At 45.8% G+C, this 26,162-nt stretch carries 20 protein-coding genes; 7 read left to right on the top strand and 13 right to left on the bottom strand.

The window, feature by feature from the left end; genetic code table 11:
- Window positions 1–113: 113 nt before the first annotated feature.
- The 6 genes from asd to NB504_RS07610 all read left to right on the top strand — a co-directional run bounded on the left by asd (window position 114) and on the right by NB504_RS07610 (window position 8,774).
- Entirely contained in the window at window positions 114–971 is an 858-nt protein-coding gene (asd, locus tag NB504_RS07635; protein WP_170899763.1) for an archaetidylserine decarboxylase, read from the top strand.
- 213 nt (window positions 972–1,184) lie between these two features.
- On the top strand, window positions 1,185–2,600 hold the full coding sequence (locus NB504_RS07630) for an SLC13 family permease (RefSeq protein WP_258428593.1): 1,416 nt from the start codon (window positions 1,185–1,187) through the stop codon (window positions 2,598–2,600).
- Between the two features lie 297 nt (window positions 2,601–2,897).
- Window positions 2,898–4,778 carry a methyl-accepting chemotaxis protein gene (locus NB504_RS07625; protein WP_047688356.1) on the top strand — a complete coding sequence of 627 codons (1,881 nt, stop codon included), beginning with the start codon at window positions 2,898–2,900 and terminating at the stop codon, window positions 4,776–4,778.
- Window positions 4,779–4,890: 112 nt separating this feature from the next.
- Window positions 4,891–5,778: a DMT family transporter gene (locus NB504_RS07620; protein ID WP_013857940.1), complete on the top strand. Its 888-nt coding sequence runs from the start codon at window positions 4,891–4,893 to the stop codon at window positions 5,776–5,778.
- A gap of 156 nt (window positions 5,779–5,934) precedes the next feature.
- Window positions 5,935–7,467: a 2,3-bisphosphoglycerate-independent phosphoglycerate mutase gene (gene gpmM, locus NB504_RS07615; RefSeq protein ID WP_258428592.1), complete on the top strand. Its 1,533-nt coding sequence runs from the start codon at window positions 5,935–5,937 to the stop codon at window positions 7,465–7,467.
- Window positions 7,468–7,688: 221 nt separating this feature from the next.
- Entirely contained in the window at window positions 7,689–8,774 is a 1,086-nt protein-coding gene (locus NB504_RS07610) for a murein hydrolase activator EnvC (RefSeq protein ID WP_231140426.1), read from the top strand.
- A gap of 37 nt (window positions 8,775–8,811) precedes the next feature.
- On the opposite strand, the gene NB504_RS07605 is transcribed toward NB504_RS07610, so the two are convergent.
- From NB504_RS07605 to nudC, 4 genes are all read right to left on the bottom strand, one after another.
- A complete protein-coding gene (locus NB504_RS07605) occupies window positions 8,812–9,774 on the bottom strand; it encodes a DHH family phosphoesterase (RefSeq protein WP_258428591.1) in 963 nt (320 codons plus the stop codon).
- Between the two features lie 89 nt (window positions 9,775–9,863).
- Window positions 9,864–10,502: a TetR/AcrR family transcriptional regulator gene (locus NB504_RS07600; RefSeq protein ID WP_017043942.1), complete on the bottom strand. Its 639-nt coding sequence runs from the start codon at window positions 10,500–10,502 to the stop codon at window positions 9,864–9,866.
- A 101-nt stretch (window positions 10,503–10,603) separates the two neighbouring features.
- The gene (hemE, locus tag NB504_RS07595) at window positions 10,604–11,671 is read right to left on the bottom strand and encodes a uroporphyrinogen decarboxylase (RefSeq protein WP_010318957.1); all 1,068 of its coding nucleotides are present in this window, start codon (window positions 11,669–11,671) and stop codon (window positions 10,604–10,606) included.
- A gap of 249 nt (window positions 11,672–11,920) precedes the next feature.
- Window positions 11,921–12,847, bottom strand: coding sequence for an NAD(+) diphosphatase (gene nudC / locus NB504_RS07590; RefSeq protein ID WP_258428590.1), 927 nt, complete (start codon window positions 12,845–12,847; stop codon window positions 11,921–11,923).
- Window positions 12,848–12,886: 39 nt separating this feature from the next.
- Between nudC and NB504_RS07585 the strand changes: the two genes are divergently transcribed.
- Window positions 12,887–13,381 carry an Rsd/AlgQ family anti-sigma factor gene (locus NB504_RS07585; RefSeq protein WP_019282811.1) on the top strand — a complete coding sequence of 165 codons (495 nt, stop codon included), beginning with the start codon at window positions 12,887–12,889 and terminating at the stop codon, window positions 13,379–13,381.
- Between the two features lie 90 nt (window positions 13,382–13,471).
- Here the strand turns inward: NB504_RS07585 and rpoC are convergent, their stop codons facing one another.
- From rpoC to NB504_RS07540, 9 genes are all read right to left on the bottom strand, one after another.
- On the bottom strand, window positions 13,472–17,674 hold the full coding sequence (gene rpoC / locus NB504_RS07580) for a DNA-directed RNA polymerase subunit beta' (protein ID WP_013857949.1): 4,203 nt from the start codon (window positions 17,672–17,674) through the stop codon (window positions 13,472–13,474).
- Window positions 17,675–17,753: 79 nt separating this feature from the next.
- Window positions 17,754–21,782 carry a DNA-directed RNA polymerase subunit beta gene (gene rpoB, locus NB504_RS07575; protein WP_010318961.1) on the bottom strand — a complete coding sequence of 1,343 codons (4,029 nt, stop codon included), beginning with the start codon at window positions 21,780–21,782 and terminating at the stop codon, window positions 17,754–17,756.
- Between the two features lie 252 nt (window positions 21,783–22,034).
- A complete protein-coding gene (gene rplL / locus NB504_RS07570) occupies window positions 22,035–22,400 on the bottom strand; it encodes a 50S ribosomal protein L7/L12 (protein WP_010318962.1) in 366 nt (121 codons plus the stop codon).
- A 60-nt stretch (window positions 22,401–22,460) separates the two neighbouring features.
- On the bottom strand, window positions 22,461–22,949 hold the full coding sequence (rplJ, locus tag NB504_RS07565) for a 50S ribosomal protein L10 (RefSeq protein WP_026027617.1): 489 nt from the start codon (window positions 22,947–22,949) through the stop codon (window positions 22,461–22,463).
- A 288-nt stretch (window positions 22,950–23,237) separates the two neighbouring features.
- Window positions 23,238–23,939 carry a 50S ribosomal protein L1 gene (rplA, locus tag NB504_RS07560; protein WP_013857952.1) on the bottom strand — a complete coding sequence of 234 codons (702 nt, stop codon included), beginning with the start codon at window positions 23,937–23,939 and terminating at the stop codon, window positions 23,238–23,240.
- Window positions 23,940–23,943: 4 nt separating this feature from the next.
- Window positions 23,944–24,372, bottom strand: a complete 429-nt coding sequence (gene rplK / locus NB504_RS07555; RefSeq protein WP_010318965.1) for a 50S ribosomal protein L11 — start codon at window positions 24,370–24,372, stop codon at window positions 23,944–23,946.
- 133 nt (window positions 24,373–24,505) lie between these two features.
- On the bottom strand, window positions 24,506–25,054 hold the full coding sequence (gene nusG / locus NB504_RS07550) for a transcription termination/antitermination protein NusG (protein ID WP_013857954.1): 549 nt from the start codon (window positions 25,052–25,054) through the stop codon (window positions 24,506–24,508).
- 12 nt (window positions 25,055–25,066) lie between these two features.
- Entirely contained in the window at window positions 25,067–25,447 is a 381-nt protein-coding gene (secE, locus tag NB504_RS07545; protein WP_026027616.1) for a preprotein translocase subunit SecE, read from the bottom strand.
- Window positions 25,448–25,700: 253 nt separating this feature from the next.
- Window positions 25,701–26,162 (bottom strand): EF-Tu/IF-2/RF-3 family GTPase (locus NB504_RS07540; RefSeq protein WP_249339401.1); only part of this gene is annotated, 462 nt, incomplete at its 5' end.

Genomic DNA, 26,162 nt, shown 5'->3' with positions numbered 1-26,162 from the left:
GCCATCGAATAATCCGTAAGCAATGGTGACTAACTGCTGACATGGTGAGAGTTTTTCAGTAACATCTCGCGCCCAAAGTGAAGAACATACAGTTAACATTGGAATCAGAGACAATGGATAAAATTAAAGTTGGACTGCAATACTGGATCCCACAACATGGCTTAACACGCCTGATGGGTAAACTCGCATCAGCGAAAGCTGGCGGTCTAACCACTGCAGTCATTCGTTGGTTTATTAAACAATATAATGTCAACATGGATGAAGCTCTGCATTCAGATCCTAGCCATTTCAAAACATTCAATGAATTCTTTGTTCGTGAATTGAAAGCCGATGCTCGGCCAATCAGTGACGGTGATAGCTTAATCACCCATCCGGCCGATGCTTGCGTTAGTCAATTCGGGCCGATTCAAGATGGCAAGCTTATTCAAGCGAAAGGCCACCATTTTACAGCGGTAGAATTGCTCGGTGGTGATGCCAAACTGGCGCAAGAGTTTGAAGATGGCGAATTTGCCACGCTTTATTTATCACCTCGCGACTACCACCGCGTACACATGCCTTGCGATGGCGTGTTACGTCAAATGATTTATGTTCCGGGCGATCTTTTCTCGGTTAACCCACTAACCGCCGAAAATGTACCGAACCTGTTTGCTCGCAATGAGCGCGTGGTGTGTATTTTTGATACTGAGTTTGGCCCAGTGGCACAAGTGCTTGTCGGAGCGACCATTGTTGGCAGTATTGAGCTAGTTTGGTCAGGTACCGTCACGCCTCCGCGCGGCAATACCGTTTATCGCTGGGATTATCCAGCCCAAGGCAATACCTCTGTTGTACTGAAAAAAGGACAAGAGATGGGTCGCTTTAAGTTAGGTTCTACGGTGATCAATCTGTTTGCAAAAGACAAAATTCGCTTTGATGAGTCTATGCAACACAATGCTACAACGGTTATGGGTACTCCATACGCACAGCAACGTTAATCGCCATCTCTTAATGTTCCCTGCAAAATGCGTTAGCTCTGCATGTTCAGAGCTAACGCCTCTAGATATTTCGCTTTTTTTCTTTATTGATAAAAAACAAAGCTGCTGCATATTCCTTCGCTAAAACTCAAAATTTCAAGCCGCGTCTAAGACCTTCATTCACATATCATTTACGCTAGTTACTTCAAGTTAACCTAATGAAGGTCATGTGATATGCCTACCATGAATACGGGAATGCTGATAAAGCTTGCGATCTGCTTTTTGCTGCCCATCGGTGTTTTACTGATGCCCATTGATGCAATACCGATTGATGACTTAACCTTAATTCAACATCGATTACTGGCTATTTTTTTATTGGCTGCTCTGCTTTGGGTATTGGAGCCAGTTCCTGTATTTGCCACCTCCATTTTGATCATTGCGCTCGAATTGGTGATGATTTCAGATAAAGGCTTGCATCTCTTTCGTTCGCCCCCCGCTGGGCATGATATCGGCGAGCTGATGAAGTACACCGATATTTTCAGCGCTTTCTCTTCACCGATTATTATCTTGTTCATGGGCGGCTTTGCACTGGCGATTGCTGCTTCTAAATATGAATTGGACAACAACTTAGCCCGAGTTTTACTCAAACCTTTTGGTACTCAACCCCGCTTTATTATGCTGGGGCTAATGTTGATCACTGCGGTATTTTCTATGTTTATGTCCAATACCGCGACTACTGTGATGATGCTGGCGCTGCTCGGGCCGATCGTCGCTTCAGCTCCAAAAGGGGATTTAGGCATCAAGGCCTTAGTGCTCTGCATTCCGATTGCAGCGAACACCGGTGGTATTGCCACGCCTATCGGTACGCCGCCCAATGCGATCGCGCTGCAATATCTCACCGGAAGCAATAGCATTGATTTCTTTTCTTGGATGATGATGGGCTTGCCGTTTGTGATTATTCAGCTCACGTTAGCTTGGTTTTTGCTACAAAAACTGTTTCCCTCTTCAGAAAAACAGATGGTGCTGAAACTAAACGGAACATTCCAAAAAAATTGGCGTGCAATCGTGGTCTACATTACTTTTGCCGCCACCATAGTGCTGTGGATGAGCACCTCTCTACACGGCATGAACACCTATGTGGTTTCTATTATTCCTTTGGCGGTTTTTACACTCACCGGCATTATGGGCAAAGAGGAACTGAAACAGATCAACTGGGACGTCTTGTGGCTAGTGGCTGGCGGGATAGCGATTGGAATTGGGCTAGATAAAACAGGGCTCGCTTCAGCATTAGCTCACGCGATTGATTACAGTTCTCTATCGCCTATCTCGGTCGTCATCACCCTGTCGCTCGTTTGTTGGATCATGGCAAACTTCATGTCCAATACCGCGACCGCGAACTTATTAATGCCGATCGCCGCCGCGATTGGCACATCCATGGAAAGCTTGGCCAGTATTGGTGGTATACAAAGTTTGTTAGTGGTTGTCGCCTTTTCTGCCTCACTGGGTATGATTTTGCCTGTCTCAACACCGCCGAACTCACTGGCCTATTCTACCGGGCTTATTGAGAGTAAAGACATGGCCAAAACAGGTCTGATTATTGGCGTTGTTGGCTTGTGCATTGTCTATACTGCCGCGCTGTTACTGACCTAACCTTGGGTTACTGCGACTTGCATTGAGCGTCAAGACTGAATGCAGGTCGCAAAGATGAATCATTCCAGCCTAAAACTAAGTAAAAGCAAATCAACGAGATGAACAATAATCGAGCACGATCATATTAATCAAAGCTACATTCTCGTAGGATTACTCTGATTTACTTATTCATTTATCTGAAGAAACATGAAACGGCCTCATCATTTCGCTGCAACTAAGCGTAGGAGCCGTTAATTCATCTTTTCCTGATCTGAGCTATCGACACGCGGTTGTCAAACCGTTCTAGGGACATAACCCATGAGACATACCATCAAATTTAAAATTCAAGTCGCTATCGCCATCATCATCGCAATCGTCAGTGGCGTCCAAGCTTGGATCTCCGTCAGTCAATTACAGCAAGAAACGACCTATGCCATTAATAGTGAAATGGAAAACACCAGTCTTGCTACTCGCCATTACATCAGTGATTGGCTTGGGATCCGCAGCAATATGATGTTGGCCAATGAACCTTTTATTGCCAATAATAACAATGCTGACCAAGCGTTGCTGGTGACTAAAAAGAGCGGTGATTTTCTTTCTGTTTATGCTGGTTTTAGTGATGGCAGCATTGCTTATGGTGATAAAACCGAAGATTGGCCAAGTGATTATGATCCAAGAACGCGCCCTTGGTATAAAGATGCAATGGCACAATCGGGGCTTATAATTACCGAACCCTACCAAGATTTTGATGGCAGCATCGTAGTTAGCTTCGCCAAAGCTTTTAAAGGTCAAAAACAAGGCGTACTCGCCGCCGATTTAACGGTAACCAATCTCATTAAAGAAGTGCTGAATGTTAAACTGAACAATCAAGGTTTTGCGTTTTTGGTTGATGGTAATAACAACATTGTTGCCTACCAAGATGAAGCTTTAAGCCAAAAACCTTTAACCAATTTAAACAACGAATTAGATTCCCAGCACATGGCCAGCTTAGCCCGAGAAAATCGCGTGGATACCATCGCTTGGCCAAAGCAAGGCAACAAATTAATTTACGTCTCACAAATACCAAATACCGATTGGTTACTGGGCATTGTGGTAGACAAAGAGATGGCCTACGCCTCGGTTTCTGAGCAAATAACCTTTACCGCCATTGCCTCTTTAGTGCTCTACATTATTATCGCCAGCATCAGCACTTGGGTTGTAACCCGCTTACTGCAACCACTGCAGGTATTGTCGAACGCTTTAGCGCAATTAGCGCAAGGAGAAGGCGACCTCACCCAACGCATCGACATTCGACGCATGGATGAAATCGGTGAATTGGCCGAGAAAGTGAATCTCTTTTTAAGTCAAATGCAGGAGATGCTGAAAGGGATCGTCAGCCGTAGCCAACAACTTTCCCAGCAAGCACAAGATGCCAATGACCTTTCTGCTCAAGCTTCCATGCGAGTTGAGCACCAACAAAATGATGTCAACCAAATAGCCACCGCGATTCATGAGATGTCGGCTACCGCCGCTGAGGTGGCTAGCCATGCCGAACTGACCGCTAGCGCGTCACAAGCATCGGCCTCAGCTTGTGATGACGGGCAGGCGGTTATCAAAAAGAATCGAGATTCCATTACTCACTTAGCCAATCAGGTCGATAGTGCGGCCAAAGTGATCCGAGAGTTGGAGAGCAATGCTCAAAGTATCAACCAGATCCTATCCACCATTCAAAGTATTGCCGAACAAACCAATCTGTTAGCACTCAACGCAGCGATTGAAGCGGCCCGCGCAGGTGACCAAGGCCGTGGTTTTGCTGTGGTCGCCGACGAAGTTCGCGTGCTCAGCCAACGTACACATGGCTCAACGGAAGAGATCCGCACCATGATTGAAACCTTGCAGCGCAATACTCAACATGCGGTCGAGAATATGGAAGCCAGCACCAAACTGGCCGACCACAGTGTTGACTATGCCGAACAAGCTCACGACAGTTTAGTGCGGATCACGCAAGCCATTACCGAGATCAATGATATGGCCTTGCAAATTGCCAGTGCCGCTGAAGAGCAACGAGCCGTCAGCGAAGACATTAGCCGCAATACACAAGGTATCAAAGACGCTTCTGATGACCTTGCTAGTCAAACTCAGCAGAGCAGCCACAGCGCTCATGAAATGCATTTATCGGCAGAAGCCATGCGTAACGATATTCGCCGCTTCAAAGTGTAAATCCTCTTGGCTTGCCTCTTTTAATCACATTGAGGCAAGCCCATAAATTCCCTTTGTTTTCCCCTAGCGCTTAAGGCATATTGAGATCCTTCCCTCGTTCAAGGATGTTTACATGGGCTACGAATGGCTCGCGCTTGCTGCCGCGTTTCTTTGGGCAGTAGCCAGTTTACTGTCTGTTACTCCCGCTCGCCATTTAGGAACCTTTGCTTATAGCCGTTGGCGGATGGGCTGTACTTCTCTCATTTTAGTGAGCATGGCGTTGGCAACTGGCGGCTGGGCAACGGTAAACAGCGAGATGGTAACACCCATGATGTATTCGGGGTTGATTGGCATATTCATTGGCGATACGGCGCTGTTTGCGTGTTTAAATCGCATGGGGCCAAGACAAGCCGGTTTACTCTTTTCCTGCCATGCCGTTTTTTCGGCCATTCTCGGCTATTTTTTATTCAGCGAAAGCATGAGCCATGCAGAGCTAGTGGGCGCGACTTTTGTCTTTTCAGGCGTTCTAACGGCCATCTTTTTTGGCCGCCGAGGGCAAAATCATAATGCATTGGAAGCAATTAAAGGCCGAGTATGGGTTGGCATTGCACTTGGCCTTATCGCGGCTCTATGCCAAGCATTGGGTGGGATCATCGCCAAACCTGTGATGCAAACGGGGATCGACCCCATCGCCGCTTCCGCAATTCGAATGCTCACCGCCTTCACCGCACACTGCTTACTGTTGGCTACTGGTGCAAAATTAGCACGCGCCACTCAAGCCATTACGCTGCCCATTTTTACCATTACCGCCATCAACGGTTTTCTTGCGATGGCGGTCGGAATGACGTTAATTCTCTACGCACTGCGTGAAGGCAACGTGGGTATGGTGGCCTTGCTCTCCTCAACCACGCCCATCATGTTGTTGCCTATTTTATGGATGTATACCAAACAGCGGCCCAACCGCTTCGCTTGGTGCGGCGCACTGTTTGCCGTGCTTGGGACGGGAATTTTAGTTTATTAAATGGCGCTAAAAAGGCACCGATGTTGATCAATAGGCCACCTTTATAGGCATTGATAGGGAGAATCATTGATCTTAACCTACTGCAATCGCTTCAAAGTGTAGTAAAATTACGCTAATTTCTGTTTAAGTTACTTTGAATTTGACGAGGTCATAACTATGTCAGCTAAGAAGCCAATGGCTTTAGTAATTCTTGACGGTTGGGGTTACCGTGAAGATAACGCACACAACGCAATCAGCAATGCACATACTCCAGTCATGGATAGCTTAATTGCAAACAACCCAAACACTCTGATTTCTGCTTCTGGTATGGATGTAGGTTTACCGGATGGTCAAATGGGTAACTCAGAAGTCGGTCACACCAATATCGGTGCTGGTCGTATTGTTTACCAAGACCTGACACGCATTACTAAATCAATTCTTGATGGTGAATTCCAACAAAACGAAGTGTTAGTCAACGCGATGGATAAAGCCATCAAAGCGGGCAAAGCGGTTCACCTATTGGGGCTAATGTCGCCAGGTGGTGTTCACTCGCATGAAGATCATATCTACGCTGCCGTTGAAATGGCTGCTGCCCGTGGCGCTGAGAAAATCTACCTCCACTGCTTCCTTGATGGCCGTGATACGCCACCACGCAGTGCCGAAGCCTCATTGCAACGCTTCCAAGACCTATTTTCTAAATTAGGTAAAGGTCGTATCGCCTCACTGATTGGTCGTTACTACGCCATGGATCGCGATAACAACTGGGAACGCGTACAAAAAGCTTACGACCTATTGGTTGAAGCCAAAGCAGAATTTACTTTTGCTTCCGCCGTGGCAGGCCTTGAAGCCGCTTACGCACGTGAAGAAAATGATGAATTTGTTAAAGCGACAGAAATCAAAGCTGAAGGCCAAGACTCTGCTGCGATTGAAGATGGCGATGCCGTGATTTTCATGAACTACCGCGCCGACCGTGCACGTGAAATTACTCGTGCCTTCATACCAGATTTCAACGGGTTTGAACGTGCAAAGTTCCCAGCAATTGACTTTGTGATGCTAACCCAATACGCCGCCGACATTCCTCTGCTGTGCGCATTTCCACCAGCATCACTAGAAAACACCTACGGTGAGTGGCTATCAAAGGCGGGTAAAACTCAGTTGCGCATCTCTGAAACAGAAAAATACGCGCACGTCACCTTCTTCTTTAACGGTGGTGTTGAGAACGAATTCCCAGGCGAAGAGCGCCAATTGGTTGCTTCACCTAAAGTGGCAACTTACGATCTGCAACCGGAAATGAGCGCGCCTGAACTGACTGAAAAACTCGTTGCGGCAATCAAATCGGGTAAATACGATGCGATTATCTGTAACTACCCGAACGGCGATATGGTTGGTCATACTGGTATTTACGAAGCGGCCGTGAAAGCATGCGAAGCGCTTGATGAGTGTATCGGAAAAGTGGTTGAAGCGATTAAAGAAGTCGATGGCCAGCTACTGATCACAGCAGACCACGGCAATGCAGAAATGATGGTGAACCCAGAAACAGGGGGCATTCATACCGCACATACCAATCTGCCAGTGCCGCTTATCTACGTCGGTAGCAAAGATCTTAAGCTAAAAGATGGTGGTAAGCTTTCTGACCTAGCACCAACGATGCTTGCTCTATCGAACATGGACATTCCGGCAGAAATGTCTGGTCAAGTGTTGTTTAAATAACTCACCAACCACGTGCTATTGAGCCTCGATAAATATCGAGGCTTTTTTTCGCCCAAGAACTCGATTTGATTGCAAGTTTTGACATAGGGCTTTCGCCTCGCGGATGGCTTTGAGTATACTGACTCACTAATTTGTCGATAGAGACTTGAAAACGGATGAGAAACAAGCCTTCACCACACCCACTTACTATAACGACTTGGTGGCATGCACTTAGCCTAGTGATGGTGTTAGGGCTAGCTTGCCTCTCCAGCTCACCGTTAATGGCTGCCACACAACAAGAGCTAAAAGGGGTGAAAGGCGAAATTTCTCGTCAGCAGCAAGCGTTAAATAATCGACAAAAAGAGCTCGATTCGTTGCAAAATGCGCTTAAAAAGCAAGAAGTGGGTATTTCAAGTCTAGAAAATCAGATCAAAAACACCAAATCAGAATTAGTAGTGGCCAACGCTAATATCGCTAAACTCAAGCAAAAGATCACGGCCTTAGAAACACAACAAACACAACAAACCGCCAAATTAGCTCAACTGATCAAAACCTATTACGCCACTCAGCGAGCGACAGCCTCATCCAACATACTCAATAATGGCGTGGAAGAAGATCGCATCAGCCAGTATTACCAACACTTAGCTAAGGCACGCAGCCAAACCATCCAACAGCTTGAACTTACGCAAAAAGAACTCAATGAAAGTGAAAAACAGCTGCGACTTGAACGAGACCAAATCGCTTCTCTATTAGAACAGCAGACCCAAAAGCGCGCTACATTGGCAAAAACGCAGTCAGAACGACGCAGTACGGTGGGTAAAATTCAAAAAAGTATTTCCGGTGATAAAGTCTACTTAGCGGAATTGCAACGCAATGAAACGCGATTACAAGCGGAAATCGCCAAAGCAGCAAAACGTAACGCTGTACTAATGGATGGGTTAGCGCCGCAAAAAGGCAAGCTACCTTGGCCAGTCAAAGGCAAAATCCTGCATGCTTTTGGTACACGTCAAAGTGGACAAATTGACTGGAAAGGTCTAGTCATTGACGCCAATTATGGTCAAAACGTCAAAGCGGTTTATTCTGGCACGGTCGTGTTTGCTGAATATCTACGTGGTTATGGGCTGGTGGTTTTGCTCGATCATGGCAAAGGCGATATGACCTTATACGGCTTTAACCAAAGTTTGCTCAAAAAAGAGGGCGATAAAGTCACCGCCGGTGAAACCATTGCTTTAGCGGGAGACACTGGCGGTCAATCTCAGCCAGCGCTCTATTTCGAAATTCGTCGCAACAGTAAAGCCGAAGACCCAACACGCTGGCTCAGTCGCTAGCAAAACACATCCATCACCCTGTTAATCCGAACGAGCGTTAGTGTGATGAATAGTACGCTTCTACTTGAGTAATGAATTGGGTCAATTGTCTTTTATCCAACGAATTAATACCCGCCGCCGCTTCTCGCCCGCCTCCGGTTGCAAAGGCGCTGCATAACCTATCCGCTCCCTGTTTATTGGCTAATGGAGCACGTAGCGAAACGGTATAACCACCCGATGAATTTACCGTTAAAACCATATGTGCCGCGGCAGGTGCTTGATTGGCTAGCCAATTACTAAAAACACCACTCACTCGCTGTGATGATGCACAGTCTGGCAGCTCGTATACGCTCAAACAGGCACTTTTATAGATAGGCTCTAACGACTGAGCGAGCTGCATATCTTGCTCATAAGCGTGCTGCAAATGATAAAAAGGGGAGTTGTCATCCTTCATTAAATCAAACGGTGAAGGATAAACTAGCAAGGCTTGGTACAAATCAGCGGGGTGATAATGAAGCTGCTCTATCGTCTCTCCATAACCGTTATAGTTAATCAAGGTGCCTAAGTTTTTTAGTTGTTCAGCTTGAGTGGTAGTTAGCCCCGCGTTGCGCGCTAAAGTATCCGCTTTAGCAATCAAATTATCGCCATAAGCTGCCACAATCGCCCACTCATGGAACGGACCACCTAACCACTGATCAATAATTAATGCCGTACAAGTATTAGGGTCCAAATCAATATGGGCGTCAAGCAGCGGAGTCTCGGGGATTGAGCCTACATAGTGATGATCGGCATAAAACACCGTCACCCCCGCCGCAAGAGCCTGCTGTAAAGGTTGCTGATTCTTCTCCATCGAAATATCTAACACGGTCAGACTATCTCGGGATTGAAGATTAAGACGCTGGAGCAATTTGATATCACGCTTAACCCCAGTAACTAGGGTCGTCGTGCGAGGGTAAGCAAGCCGCAGCTGAAGAAGAGAGATGATGCCATCAGCATCACCGTTAAAAACGTCATAGTGCATATCAACACCACCCTTAGAGATGTATAGCTAAGAAGCTAACAGCTTCAAAGGATTAAGAACAATACTCAAAGGTTATAACTAAGCACAGATTATGATGCGTGCATCGCCCGCACACCTTCCTCTAATAATAGAAGCTGTTCAAGACCTTGTTCCGTTGCTTTGGGTTTAACGACTGCGATCATCTGTAGCATGCCTTGATGAATCACTTGCTCGGTGATCTGCGTTTTGGAAAACATCGCTGACTGATAACTCAACCAACACGAAGCCGTCATATGGAGAGTGGTCACTAAAGATTGCATCTCTTCTTTCCCGACAGACAGCAATTTCAGCTCAACAAAAGCGTGCATAATATTAATGAGATTAGTTTGCAGCTTTTCTTGTACTTGAATGTACTCACCATGTAGTACTTCATCACGCTGCAGGATTTCCGGTAAATTGGCATAGAAAAAACGGTATTTCCACATCAAAGTGAAGATCGAATCAAGATAATGCTTTAACAGAGTTAAGCTTTCGCGCTGTGCCGCAATCGGCTGAAAACGTTCGAGTAACTCTGCTGAATAGAGAGCAAAAATATCACGAACAATTTCTTGTTTATTACGAAAGTGATAATACAAATTACCTGGGCTGATTTCGATATGTGCTGCGATATGGTTAGTGGTCACCGTTCTTTCACCATGTTCATTAAACAGCGCTAATGCAGCATAAACGATCTTATCTTTGGTCTTCATCTTGTCTTATTACCTCTTTACCTCTGTGAACCTGCTCCTATCAAATAACAGGATGAGAGTGAGAAACGGTGCATTATCGGCGATAAGGCACCGCAAACCTATTATTGATGGTACGGTTTAGACAAGGCGTGCACCGCATCAACAAATATGCCCGCATTTTCCGGTGGCACATCTAAATGGATACCGTGTCCGAGGTTAAAGACATGGCCCGTTCCACCATGACCGAACCCTTCAAGAATGGTCGCCACTTCTTGGCGAATACGATCATGCGGAGCATAAAGCATAGATGGGTCCATATTACCTTGCAGCGCCACCTTGTCACCGATACGCGCTTTGGCGTCGGCAATATTGATGGTCCAATCAAGCCCTACAGCATCACAACCCGTTGCAGCAATCTGCTCCAGCCACATGCCACCGTTTTTGGTAAACAGAGTGACGGGCACGCGGCGACCTTCATTTTCACGAATTAAACCATCCACAATTTTGTGCATATACTGTAGTGAAAAGAGGTTGTAGTCGCGCGGCGTCAGTACTCCGCCCCAAGTATCAAAAATCATAACAGACTGAGCACCCGCTTTGATTTGTGCGTTAAGGTATTCAATAACACTGTCTGCCAGTTTATCGAGCAAGGCGTGCAGCACGCTAGGATCGGCGTACATCATTTTTTTGATCTTAGTGAAGGCTTTTGAGCTGCCACCTTCCACCATATAAGTCGCGAGTGTCCATGGGCTGCCTGAAAAACCGATCAATGGAACTTCACCTTGTAGATCTTTGCGGATCTGGCGTACGGCATTCATCACATATTGCAGTTCGCCTTCCGGATCCGGTAAGCCAATTTTATCGACATCGGCTTTACAAGTGATCGGGCGTTCAAACTTTGGCCCTTCTCCCGCTTCAAAATACAAACCCAATCCCATGGCGTCAGGAATGGTTAAAATATCAGAAAATAAAATAGCGGCATCTAATGGAAAGCGACGTAATGGCTGTAATGTCACTTCAGAAGCTAGCTCAGCATTTTTACACAGCGCCATAAAATCGCCTGCTTCGGCACGCGTTGCGCGATACTCTGGCAGGTAACGTCCTGCTTGGCGCATCATCCATACAGGGGTGCAATCGACAGGTTGTTTTAACAGTGCACGCAAGTAGCGATCATTTTTTAATTCAGTCATTCCGTCTTCCAATTTAAAGCTTGTTATTTTTTGTGGCGTTATTCTAGCACTGAATAAGCGCCAAAAACGGTGTGCTTTGCAAGCGAGATCATGTTATTAACTTTTAAATCAATGGTTAATTTGCAAGCAACCTTTAACGGTGTTAAAAATTTGTTCGCTAGCGAAAACTATAATTATAAACTGAGTACTCTGTACTCGGCATCTCATAACGACATCTTACTTACCCCCTCCTTCACCGGAGGGTTTTTTTTAGCAATGCGGCAGTGAATCTTTCTCGATTTCGCTTAACGTGTGCTCTATTAATGCTCTGGCTATCGTCCCTTCGGGCGCAACAGGAGGCAAAGCACTTGCTAAAAACCATTGCGCATCACTCAATTCACTATAGTCGGGTTTTATCGTGCCAGAGTCATATTCCGCCACAAAGCCCATCATCATACTCGATGGAAATGCCCAAGGCTGGCTACCAAAATAGTGAATATTTTTCACATGAATCCCCGTTTCTTCAAGCACTTCACGTGCCACGCACTGCTCTAACGTCTCCCCGACCTCTAAAAAACCAGCAATAACGGTATACATGCCGTTACGATGCCTTGGGTGCTGGGCCAATAAAATTTTATCCTGATTTCGTACCGCGACAATAATGCAAGGAAAGATACGCGGATAATGTAACGTTCGACACTCAGAACATTGCATCGCCAATTGGTTATGGTTTAGGTAATTTCGCCCACCACATTGTGGGCAAAAACGTAACGTTTGGCTCATGTGACCATATTGAAGCGCTTTGCTGATCGCCAAAAACAGTTCTGGTTTGAAATGCAACAATTCGCGTAATGAAGTCATTTCTCGCTCGCCATCAAGATCGGCATCATTAACCCACATCACTGGATAACCATCACAACTATCTACCACCACCGCTTTTTCTAAAGGCAGGGAATGTTCGCCCGCAGATCCTAGCGGTAACTCACCATTTATGGTCCAGATCTCACTTCCGGAAACTACACACCAATAAGCGATTTTTGTATCACTATTTTTCAACATGTTGCGACCTCTCTTCTTGCAGTTACCCCATTTTACTGGCAATCTAAATTCATACCAGAATTTGTAACGTTCCAAATTTAGTTCTATAAATTCTAGTAAGGACAATGAGTTGTATCTACGAAGTGCAACCCTACGCAAAGGAAACGGTCACCAGCTTTGTGACCCGATCATGAGGGCATGGTCATGCTAAAAAAACTAAAACGCACACAAGAGCAATGGGGCGGTTACAGTGACGTTATTGATCACTGGTTAAACACGCGACAAACCTTAATTGTAGAGTATTGCAAATTAGCCGCGCTGCAACCTTGCACCGCCAAAACGAATGTTAACGGGCTTCCCTCGCCAGAAGAGCTGCAACGTTTTTGCCAGCAACTGGTCGATTATATTTCCGAAGGTCACTTCAAAATCTACGATATGGTGATGGATAAGTGGCGTGCAACCGGCTTTGAAGCCACCGATGAAATTAATCAGACTTATGGAAAAATTATTGTTACTACCGAGCCGTTACTCAATTTTACAGATAAATACGCGGCAGTGAGTGATGAGGATGATCTCGAAAACTTTGACAACGACCTTTCGCTAATTGGTGAAATTATTGAGGTGCGTTTTGGAGTGGAAGATAGTTTGATTCAACTTATCGCGGACAGCTTGGCTATCCCTCCTGGTGCTTAATATTGAATATTTTGCTGTAATCATTCGCGTAGATTAATTAAGCGCAACAAAAAAGGCACCCGAAGGTGCCTTTTTTAATCAGCGCTGAGATTACTCTTCAGAAGAGAAACCTGCGTTTAGCAGTGCCGCTAGGTTATCTGTCGCTTGTTCAGCAGACGGGCCTTTTAGCTGTGCCGCACGTTTAGCTTGACGTTCTTGGTGGTAAGCGAAACCTGTACCCGCTGGGATCAGACGACCAACGATTACGTTTTCTTTCAGACCGCGAAGATCATCACGTTTACCAGAAACAGCCGCTTCTGTTAGTACGCGAGTTGTCTCTTGGAACGATGCCGCAGAGATGAACGATTCAGTCGCTAGAGATGCTTTAGTAATACCTAGTAGCTCACGCTCGAAACGAGCAGGCTGTTTGCCTTCGGCTTCTAGGTTACGGTTTGCAACTTTCACTTGTGAGTATTCAACTTGCTCACCCGCTAGGAACTCAGAGTCGCCAGCATGAGTAATCGTACACTTACGTAGCATTTGACGAACGATAGTTTCAATGTGCTTATCGTTAATCTTAACGCCTTGCAGACGGTAAACTTCTTGAACTTCGTTAGCGATGTAAGACGTTACAGCATGGATACCACGTAAACGTAGGATATCGTGCGGAGTCTCAGGACCATCAGCAATAACGTCACCACGTTCGATCTTTTCACCTTCAAACACGTTAAGTTGACGATGCTTAGGAATCATTTCTTCATAAGTTTCGTCACCCTCACGAGTGATGATTAGACGACGTTTACCTTTGGTTTCTTTACCAAAGCTCACAGTACCTGTGTGCTCAGCAAGAATCGCAGGCTCTTTTGGTCGACGAGCTTCAAACAAGTCAGCTACGCGAGGTAGACCACCCGTGATGTCTCGGTTACCGCCAGATTTTTGTGGAATACGCGCTAATGTGTCACCAATACCAACTTCAGCACCATCTTCGATGTTAACGATCGCTTTACCCGGTAAGAAGTATTGAGCTGGCATATCAGTACCAGGGATCATGACATCTTTACCTTTCGCATCAACAAGTTTGATAGCTGGACGCATATCTTTACCTGCTGCTGGACGAGCGGCAGCTTCGGTTACTTCGCTTGAAGATAGACCCGTTAGGTCATCTGTTTGGCGAGAAACCGTTACACCATCAATCATATCAACGAATTGGATGCGACCAGCCACTTCAGTGATGATTGGCATGGTGTGCGCTTCCCAGTTAGCCACTGTTTGACCAGCTTCAACCGCGTCGTTATCACCTTTACTCAACACAGAGCCGTAAGGCAGTTTGTGTTTTTCTTTCGTGCGACCAAATTCGTCAATGATAGTCAGCTCTGATGCACGAGATGTGATAACCAGCTTCTTATCTTTGTTGATAACGAACTTAGCGTTGTGAAGTTTCACAGAACCTTTGTTCTTCGCTTGGATGCTGTTCTCTGCCGCAGCAGTAGAAGCCGCACCACCGATGTGGAACGTACGCATCGTTAACTGTGTACCCGGCTCACCGATAGATTGAGCAGCAATAACACCGACTGCCTCACCTTGGTTCACTAGGTGACCACGAGCAAGGTCACGACCGTAACATAGCGCACAACAGCCGAAGTCCGCATCACATGTTACCACTGAACGTACTTTCATATTATCGACAGAGTTCTCATCGATAATCTGACACCACTTCTCATCAATCAGAGTATTACGTGGAATAAGTACTTCTTCAGTGCCTGGCTTCATCACATCCTCAGCCACAACACGACCAAGAGCCAGTTCAGTTAAAGAAACTTTAACATCACCACCCTCGATATGAGGCATCATGTCGACACCTTCTTGAGTGCCACAGTCATGCTCTGTCACCACAACGTCTTGTGCAACGTCTACTAAACGACGAGTCAGGTAACCTGAGTTCGCTGTTTTAAGTGCAGTATCGGCTAGACCCTTACGTGCACCGTGGGTAGAGATAAAGTACTGTAGTACGTTCAGGCCTTCTTTAAAGTTTGCTGTGATAGGCGTTTCGATGATTGAACCATCTGGACGCGCCATCAGACCACGCATACCTGCAAGCTGACGAATCTGAGCAGCAGAACCACGAGCACCCGAGTCAGCCATCATATAGATGCTGTTAAACGATTCTTGTTGTTCTTCTACGCCATCACGGTTGATCACAGTTTCAGAAGATAGGTTATCCATCATCGCTTTCGCAACACGGTCGTTGGTAGACGCCCAGATATCGATAACTTTGTTGTAACGCTCACCCGCCGTAACAAGACCTGATTGGAACTGTTCTTGGATTTCACGTACTTCTTCTTCAGCTTCAGCAATTTCAGTGTATTTCGCTGCTGGTACAACCATGTCGTCGATACCAACTGACACGCCTGACAGTGCTGCATAAGCAAAACCGGTGTACATGATTTGGTCAGCAAATACGACCGTATCTTTCAAACCAAGCTTACGATACGCTTCGTTTAATAGATTTGAGATCTGTTTCTTACCAAGCTTCTGGTTCACGATGCTGTATGGCAGGCCTTTAGGCACGATTTGCCATAGCATGGCACGACCGACAGTCGTATCGACCATCTTAGTCTCAGTTGTGCTGTAACCATCTTCATCAACAACGGTTTCAGTGATACGTACTTTAACGCGTGCGTGTAGCGCCGCTGTCTTAGTACGGTATGCCTTCTCAGCCTCTTTAGGGCCAGCCAGGTACATACCTTCACCTTGTGCGTTGATTTTTTCGCGAGTCATGTAGTACAGACCCAAGACCACGTCCTGTGAAGGTACGATGATAGGGTCGCCCGATGCTGGCGACAGAATGTTGTTCGTCGACATCATCAGTGTACGAGCTTCAAGCTGTGCTTCTAAAGTTAGAGGCACGTGAACCGCCATTTGGTCACCATCGAAGTCCGCGTTATACGCCGCACACACAAGTGGGTGCAGTTGAATCGCTTTACCTTCAATCAGTACAGGTTCGAACGCTTGAATACCAAGACGGTGCAGTGTTGGTGCACGGTTTAGTAGTACTGGGTGTTCACGAATCACTTCGTCTAGGATATCCCAAACAACCGCTTCTTCACGCTCAACCATTTTCTTAGCTGCTTTGATCGTCGTGGCCATGCCGCGAGTTTCTAACTTGCTGTAGATAAATGGTTTAAATAGCTCAAGTGCCATCTTCTTAGGAAGACCACACTGGTGCAGACGTAAATATGGACCTACTGTGATTACAGAACGGCCTGAGTAGTCTACACGTTTACCAAGTAGGTTCTGACGGAAACGACCTTGTTTACCCTTGATCATATCAGCAAGAGATTTCAGAGGACGCTTGTTAGAACCTGTGATCGCACGACCGCGACGACCGTTATCAAGTAGCGCATCAACAGACTCTTGCAGCATACGCTTTTCGTTGCGTACGATGATGTCCGGAGCTGCTAGCTCTAGAAGACGCTTCAAACGGTTGTTACGGTTGATCACACGGCGGTACAAATCGTTCAGATCAGATGTCGCAAAACGACCGCCATCTAGTGGTACTAGAGGACGTAGATCTGGCGGAAGTACCGGAAGCACAGTCAGGATCATCCACTCAGGGTTATTACCTGAGCTGATAAACGCTTCAACAAGCTTCAGACGCTTAGTCAGTTTTTTGCGTTTAGTTTCAGAGTTAGTGGTTTGTAACTCCTCACGCATCATCTCTGTTTCAGCGACAAGATCCATTGAACCCAATAGGTCTTTGATCGCTTCTGCGCCCATCTTCGCCGTGAACTCATCGCCCCACTCTTCTAGACGGTCAAGATACTCTTCTTCAGTAAGCATCTGACTCTTTTCTAGATCCGTCATACCCGGCTCTGTTACTACATACATTTCGAAGTAAAGAACACGTTCGATATCACGTAGAGGGATATCCATTAGCAGACCGATACGAGACGGTAGCGATTTTAGGAACCAGATGTGAGCAACCGGTGATGCAAGCTCGATGTGGCCCATACGGTCACGACGAACTTTAGTTTGTGTAACTTCAACGCCACATTTTTCACAGATCACGCCACGGTGTTTCAGACGCTTATATTTACCACAAAGACATTCGTAGTCTTTGACTGGACCAAAAATACGCGCACAGAACAGACCATCACGTTCAGGCTTGAACGTACGATAGTTGATCGTTTCAGGTTTTTTAACTTCACCAAAAGACCATGAACGAATCATGTCAGGTGAAGATAGACCGATTTTGATTGCATCAAATTCTTCGGTCTTATGCTGTGCTTTTAGAAAGTTTAATAAGTCTTTCACAATCAGCTCCTGTAAGGAGTTAAAAGGCGCTCGGCGAGCGCCTTTCTACCAGGATAATCCAGAGGGTTTACCGCCAAGATTACTCTTCGTCTTCTAGCTCGATGTTGATACCTAGCGAGCGGATCTCTTTCAGCAATACGTTGAAAGACTCTGGCATGCCAGGTTCCATGCTATGGTTACCATCAACGATGTTCTTATACATCTTGGTACGACCGTTAACGTCATCTGACTTAACAGTAAGCATTTCTTGTAGTGTATATGCAGCACCGTATGCTTCTAGTGCCCACACTTCCATCTCACCGAAACGCTGACCACCGAACTGAGCTTTACCACCAAGTGGTTGCTGAGTTACTAGGCTGTACGAACCTGTTGAACGAGCGTGCATCTTGTCATCAACAAGGTGGTTCAGTTTGAGCATGTACATGTAACCGACAGTTACAGGGCGCTCGAATGCATCACCAGTACGACCATCAAACAGTGTTAGCTGACCAGAAGTTGGTAGGTCGGCTAGGCTTAATAGTTCTTTGATTGATGCTTCTGACGCACCATCAAATACTGGAGTTGCAATCGGTAAACCACCACGAAGGTTGTTCACAAGAGTACGAACATCACCATCAGACAGAGCAGCAATATCTACTTTCTGACGCGTATCGCCAAGATCATAAACCTTCTGTAAGAACTCACGCTGCTTAGACAGCTCTTGTTGTTCTTTAACCATTTGGTTGATCTTGTCACCAATACCTTTTGCAGCCAGACCTAAGTGAACTTCAAGGATCTGACCGATGTTCATACGTGACGGTACACCTAGTGGGTTTAATACGATATCAACCGGCTGACCGTTTTCATCGTAAGGCATGTCTTCAACAGGGTTGATCTTAGAGATTACACCCTTGTTACCGTGACGACCTGCCATCTTATCACCAGGCTGGATACGACGTTTCACCGCTAGGTAAACTTTAACAATCTTCAGAACGCCAGGCGCTAGATCATCACCTTGAGTGATTTTGCGACGTTTCGCTTCGAACTTCTTATCGAAGTCAGCTTTTAGCTCATCCCACTGCTCAGCAAGCTGTTCAAGTTGAGATTGTAGCTCGTCGTTTTCTAGTGTTTGTTCTAGCCATTTCTTACGATCGATCGCATCAAGCTTCGCTTCAGAATAGCCACCATTGATCAGTACAGCTTTCACACGCGCTAGTAGACCACCTTCAAGAATTTGGAACTCTTCAGTAAGGTCTTTCTTCGCTTCTTTTAGCTGCATGTGTTCAATTTCAAGCGCACGCTTGTCTTTCTCTACGCCATCGCGAGTGAAAACTTGAACATCGATAATGGTACCTGAAACAGAGTTTGGTACACGCAGTGACGTATCTTTAACATCAGAGGCTTTTTCACCGAAGATTGCACGTAGTAGCTTCTCTTCTGGAGTTAGCTGAGTTTCGCCTTTCGGCGTTACTTTACCAACTAGGATGTCACCACCCTTAACTTCAGCACCAATGTAAACGATACCTGACTCGTCTAGTTTAGACAGAGCCGATTCACCTACGTTTGGAATATCCGCTGTGATCTCTTCAGAGCCCAGCTTAGTATCACGAGCCACACAAGAAAGTTCTTGGATGTGGATAGTCGTGAAACGGTCTTCTTGAACGACGCGCTCAGATACTAAGATCGAGTCTTCGAAGTTATAACCATTCCAAGGCATGAATGCGATACGCATGTTTTGGCCAAGCGCTAGCTCACCAAGGTCTGTTGAAGGACCATCAGCAAGGACATCACCGCGAGCTACAGGTTCACCTGGCATCACAGTAGGACGTTGGTTAATACATGTGTTTTGGTTCGAACGTGTGTATTTAGTTAGGTTGTAGATGTCGATACCCGCTTCACCAGATACAAGTTCATCTTCATTAACTTTAACTACGATACGAGACGCATCAACTGACTGCACCATACCGCCACGTTTGGCAACGGCAGTTACACCAGAGTCAACCGCTACATTACGTTCGATACCAGTACCAACCAACGGCTTCTCAGCACGTAGCGTTGGAACCGCTTGACGTTGCATGTTCGCACCCATCAATGCACGGTTCGCATCATCGTGTTCTAGGAACGGGATAAGCGAAGCGGCGATTGATACGACCTGGTTGGTCGCAACGTCCATGTAGTCAACATGTTCACGAGGGTGAAGACCAGATTCACCTTTTTGACGAGCTGTGATCAGCTCATCTGCAAACGTACCTTCTTCAGTCAGAATGGCGTTTGCCTGCGCGATAACAAATTGACCTTCTTGGATAGCTGACAAGTAATCAACTTCATCAGTCACCACACCATCAACAACACGACGGTACGGAGTTTCTAGGAAACCGTATTCGTTACAACGTGCAAATGCTGACAATGAGTTAATCAGACCGATGTTCGGACCTTCTGGCGTTTCGATCGGACATAGACGACCGTAGTGAGTTACGTGTACGTCACGTACCTCAAAGCCAGCACGCTCACGAGTTAGACCGCCAGGACCCAATGCAGAAATACGACGTTTGTGCGTCACTTCTGAAAGTGGGTTGTTCTGGTCCATAAACTGAGAAAGCTGTGAAGAACCGAAGAATTCTTTAACGGCCGCAGAGATAGGCTTCGCATTGATCAAATCTTGAGGCATGATCGCATCAAGATCGCCAAGGCTTAAGCGCTCTTTCACTGCACGTTCAACACGCACAAGACCTACGCGGAATTGGTTTTCAGCCATTTCACCAACAGAGCGAATACGACGGTTGCCAAGGTGGTCGATATCGTCCACTTCGCCAATGCCGTTACGAATGGCGATCAACTTCTTCATCACTTCGATGATATCAGTTTCGTCAAGCGTACCAAGCTCGCCGGCATCTTCACGCTCAATTGAGCTGTTGAACTTCATACGGCCTACTGTTGATAGGTCATAGCGTTCTTCTGAGAAGAATAGGCTTTCAAACAGCGATTCGGCTGCTTCTTTTGTTGGTGGCTCGCCAGGGCGCATCATGCGGTAGATTTCTACTAGTGCAGAAATACGATCAACCGTACTGTCGATGCGGAGCGTCTCAGACACAAATGGACCATGATCAAGATCGTTCGTAAATAGAACTTCAAGTTTCTTATAGCCCGCTTGTGAAAGATTCGCTAATGCTTCCAAGCTAATTTCTTGGTTTGCGCTAACGATGACTTCACCAGTTGCTTCATTGACATAATCTTTAGAAGCGACTTTACCAACGATGTACTCAACGGGTACTTCGATAAAATCAACGTTATCTTTTTCTAGTTGACGAATATGACGAGCCGTTACACGACGACCTTTTTCGACATAAACGGTACCATTTGCTTCAATATCAAATGACGCTGTTTCGCCACGCAGGCGCTCAGGTACCAACTCCATAAGAAGAGTTTGGTCTTTGACTTCAAACTTCACTTTTTCGAAGAACAGATCCAAGATCTCTTCTGTCGATTTACCAAGTGCACGAAGAATGATCGATGCAGGCAGTTTACGACGACGGTCAATACGCACGTATAGGTTATCTTTTGGATCAAACTCAAAATCTAACCATGAACCACGGTAAGGGATAATACGTGCGTTATAAAGAACTTTACCTGATGAGTGAGTTTTACCCTTATCGCTGTCGAAGAATACGCCTGGGCTTCGGTGCAGCTGGGATACGATAACCCTCTCAGTACCATTAATTACGAAGGTACCATTGTCTGTCATGAGTGGAATTTCACCCATGTAGACTTCTTGTTCTTTAATATCTTTTACAGTACCTGCTGGCGCGTCTTTATCAAAGATCACTAGGCGTAGTTTTACGCGTAGTGGCTTAGAATAAGTTACACCACGAATTTGACATTCTTTAACGTCAAAAACTGGCTCACCAAGACGATAGCTAACGTATTGCAGCTCAGAATTGCCGTTATAGCTCTGAATAGGAAATACAGAACGAAAAGCAGCCTCAAGACCGTATTGTCCTTCAGGATCCTGTTCGATAAACTTGTCGAACGAATCGAGCTGGATCGATAGCAGGTATGGAATGTCCAACACTTGTGGACGAGTACCAAAGTCCTTACGGATGCGCTTTTTCTCGGTATAAGAGTAAACCATGGGGTTCCTCAGCTCGCTGATAAGTGACCCAAACTGCCCACCAATTATTCAAAAATAAAGGGTCATAGGACAGTGACTAACAGCTGTTTACTGTAGTAACACAACATCACTCAAAAATGATAGTTTGTGTGCTTTTGCACGAGTATAAGCGTCTAAACAGCGGGAAAATTCACCCATACCCTACAGCGCAAAAAGGCCGGTGGTCAATAAACCACCAGCCATTAGCCTTGCGGCTAAGAAATTAAGTAATAATTACTTAACTTCAACAGTCGCACCAGCTTCTTCTAGCTCTTTCTTAAGTGCGTCAGCTTCTGCTTGAGAAACTGCTTCTTTAATTGCAGCTGGAGCGCCGTCAACTAGAGCTTTAGCTTCTTTAAGACCTAGGCCAGTTGCGCCACGTACTGCTTTGATTACAGATACTTTGTTTGCGCCAGCAGCAGTTAGGATTACGTCGAATTCAGTTTGCTCTTCAACAGCTGCTGCTGCTGGGCCACCTGCAACTACTGCAGCTGCAGCAGAAACACCGAACTTCTCTTCCATAGCAGAGATAAGTTCAACAACTTGCATTACAGACATTTCTGCAACTGCATCTAGGATTTGCTCGTTAGTAATAGACATAACAATTCTCTTTTAAGTCAACAATAAGTTTATTTAGCAAACAATAAAAAGCAATGCGAATTACGCAGCTTCTTTTTGATCGCGGACAGCAGCGATAGTACGTACCAGCTTGCCAGCAGAAGCTTCTTTCATGCACATCATTAGGCGTGCGATTGCTTCGTCGTAAGTTGGTAGTGTCGCTAGTAGTTCAGCGTCAGTTAATGCGCCTTCAAATGCAGCTGCTTTGATTTCAAAGTGCTTGTTCTCTCTAGCGAAGTCTTTAAAAAGACGCGCTGCAGCACCTGGATGCTCGTTAGAGAATGCGATCAAAGTAGGACCTACGAATACGTCTTGTAGACATTCGTAAGCTGTGCCTTCCACTGCGCGACGTGCTAGAGTATTACGAACAACTCTCATGTAAACACCCGCTTCACGAGCTTGTTTACGTAGAGAAGTCATCGCGCCTACTTGAACGCCACGAGAGTCAGCAACAACTGCAGAAAGTGCACCACTGGCCGCTTCGTTGACTTCAGCAACAATTGCTTGTTTGTCTTGAAGGTTTAAAGCCATCTTGGATTTACTCCTGGTTGTCGTTACACCACTCACTATTATCACAACAGTGAGAGTTATTTCGGTGCAGTCCCAGAAGAAAGTTTATCTATTCAAAAAATAAATTATGCTTTCTGTCAGTTCGGGCACCATCTACGTAGGTACGATTAAGTCATTTATCAAACAGACAAATAACGCCTACGGTCTTGGACGGAGACTGGGTCATAGTTCTAAGAACTAAAATCAGCCCCAACCACAAATATTAGGCGCAGAATTATACACAAATTCCACACCTAATCAAATGTATTATTACGCTTGAGCGTTTAGCGTGTTCTGATCAACAGCAACACCAGCACCCATCGTAGTAGAAATGCTTACTTTCTTCAGGTAAGTACCCTTAGCAGAAGAAGGTTTCGCTTTCTTAAGTGCAACTAGAAGAGCTTCTAAGTTCTCTTGAAGTTGGTTAGTTTCGAAAGAAACTTTACCGATAGTTGTGTGGATGATGCCGTTTTTGTCGTTACGGTAACGAACCTGACCTGCTTTAGCGTTCTTAACCGCTTCAGCAACGTTAGGAGTTACAGTACCAACTTTAGGGTTTGGCATTAGACCGCGAGGACCAAGAATGGTACCTAGTTGACCTACAACGCGCATTGCATCTGGAGAAGCAACAACAACGTCAAAGTTCATTTCGCCTTTCTTCACTAGCTCAGCTAGATCTTCCATACCCACTAAATCTGCACCAGCAGCTTTAGCCGCTTCAGCGTTTGCACCTTGAGTGAACACTGCAACACGTACTTCACGACCAGTACCGTGTGGCAGAACAGTTGCACCACGTACGTTTTGGTCAGATTTACGAGCATCAATGCCAAGGTTCACAGCAACGTCTACAGACTCAACGAATTTAGCCGTTGCAAGTTCTTTAAGAAGAGCTACAGCTTCGTTGATTTCGTATTCTTTAGTTGCGTCAACTTTCTCACGGATAGTGCGCATACGCTTAGTTAGTTTTGCCATGATATTAACCCTCTACCACTAAGCCCATTGAACGAGCAGTACCCGCAATAGAACGTTTCATCGCTTCAATGTCAGCACCAGTCATATCAGCCGCTTTCGCTTCTGCAATTTCTTGGATTTGAGCATCAGTAACCGTGCCCACTTTTTCAGTGTTTGGACGGCCTGAACCAGACTTGATGCCTGCAGCTTTCTTCAGAAGAACAGCAGCTGGAGCAGTCTTAGTTACGAACGTGAAAGAACGGTCGCTGTATACAGTGATAACAACTGGAGTAGGCAAGCCTTTCTCCATTGATTCTGTTCTTGCGTTGAACGCTTTACAGAATTCCATGATGTTAACGCCACGTTGACCTAGTGCAGGACCAACTGGTGGACTTGGGTTCGCCATACCAGATGCAACTTGCAACTTGATATAAGCTTCAACTTTCTTAGCCATGATATTTCCTAAATGTGGGTACAAACGCCAATCAGCTGATCAGCTCCCCGGTTACTTTGTCATAAAGACGTGTAAATAAGGCGCGAAATTATAATCACATTTCACGCCCTTAACAACCCTAAAAGATGTTTTTTTAATCAAGCTTATCGACTTGGCCAAACTCAAGTTCAACAGGAGTTGCACGACCAAAGATAGATACTGACACTTTAATGCGGCTCTTCTCGTAATCCACTTCTTCAACGGTGCCGTTGAAATCAGCAAATGGACCTTCATTAACACGAACCACTTCACCTGCTTCAAACATCGTCTTAGGACGCGGAGCTTCGCTCGCTTTCTCTAGACGATTAAGAATCGCATCGGCTTCTTTGTCAGTGATAGGTGCAGGACGATCGGAGGTTCCACCAATGAAACCCATTACACGAGGAACACTACGAACTAAGTGCCAGGACTCATCATTCATGAGCATCTGTACCAATACATAGCCTGGGAAGAACTTGCGCTCACTTTTACGGCGTTGACCTGCACGCATTTCAACAACTTCTTCGGTTGGAACAAGAACTTCACCGAAGAATTCTTCCATTGCGTGCATCTTGATATGCTCACGCAGCGATTGCGCTACGCGGCCTTCAAATCCAGAGAAGGCTTGAACTACATACCAGCGTTTTTTAGGAGCTTCACTCATGTATTAAACCCTCTATACCCCAGTCACGAAAGCGACAAGACGAACCATAATGCCGTCGATGCCCCAAAGTGCTAGAGCCATTACGATACTTACAGCTAAAACGATTAATGTTGTTTGCATGGTTTCTTGACGTGTAGGCCATACCACTTTGCGAACTTCCATACGAGATTCACGCGCAAACGCAATCGCCGCTTTTCCTTTTGTGGTTGTCGCAGCAACACCGAGTGCTGCAATAATCAGCGCAACCACACCTGCAGCGCGAAGCACTACAGACATTTCACCATACAGGTAATTACCCACAACAGCGGCAGCTAACAGAGCAAAAGTGACAATCCACTTAAATGTGTCTGCTGCACTTGAGCTATCAGGAATTTCAGCATTGTTTGCTTTCATAAACCAACCTGTTACAAGTCTTAACATAGACGACAACAACCCCGCTGTTGCAGGGCAAATCCATAGCACAGGTAAAGCTACCTATACATACTCATCAAGATAGAAATGTCTCTATCTTAAATCCTTTGCACTGGCTTTATCGACCAACAAATCGACAACGGCCAAATTTAGTGCAGAAAAAGGGCATCAAATGATGCCCTTTTTGGTAGTCGTTAGTCAAATACTATTCGTATTTAAACGGCTAAATCAGCAATTAAGCGATAACTTTAGCAACAACACCAGCACCTACTGTACGACCGCCTTCACGGATCGCGAAACGTAGACCTTCATCCATCGCGATTGGAGCGATTAGCTCTACAACCATTTGGATGTTGTCACCTGGCATTACCATCTCTACGCCTTCTGGTAGAGAGATATCGCCTGTTACGTCCGTTGTACGGAAGTAGAACTGTGGACGGTAGCCTTTGAAGAACGGAGTATGACGGCCGCCTTCATCTTTAGACAGTACATACACTTCTGACTCGAACTTAGTGTGTGGAGTGATTGAACCTGGTTTCGCTAGTACTTGACCACGTTCTACTTCATCACGCTTAGTACCACGTAGAAGTGCACCAACGTTCTCACCTGCACGACCTTCGTCAAGCAGCTTACGGAACATCTCAACACCTGTACAAGTCGTTGTGATTGTGTCTTTGATACCAATGATCGCAACTTC

It is taken from the genome of Vibrio sp. RM-69-4 (assembly GCF_024743775.1).
GTDB classification, from domain to species: domain Bacteria; phylum Pseudomonadota; class Gammaproteobacteria; order Enterobacterales; family Vibrionaceae; genus Vibrio; species Vibrio anguillarum.
The sequence above is the reverse complement of the archived record's forward strand: the minus strand, read 5'-3'. Positions and strand labels throughout refer to the sequence as shown.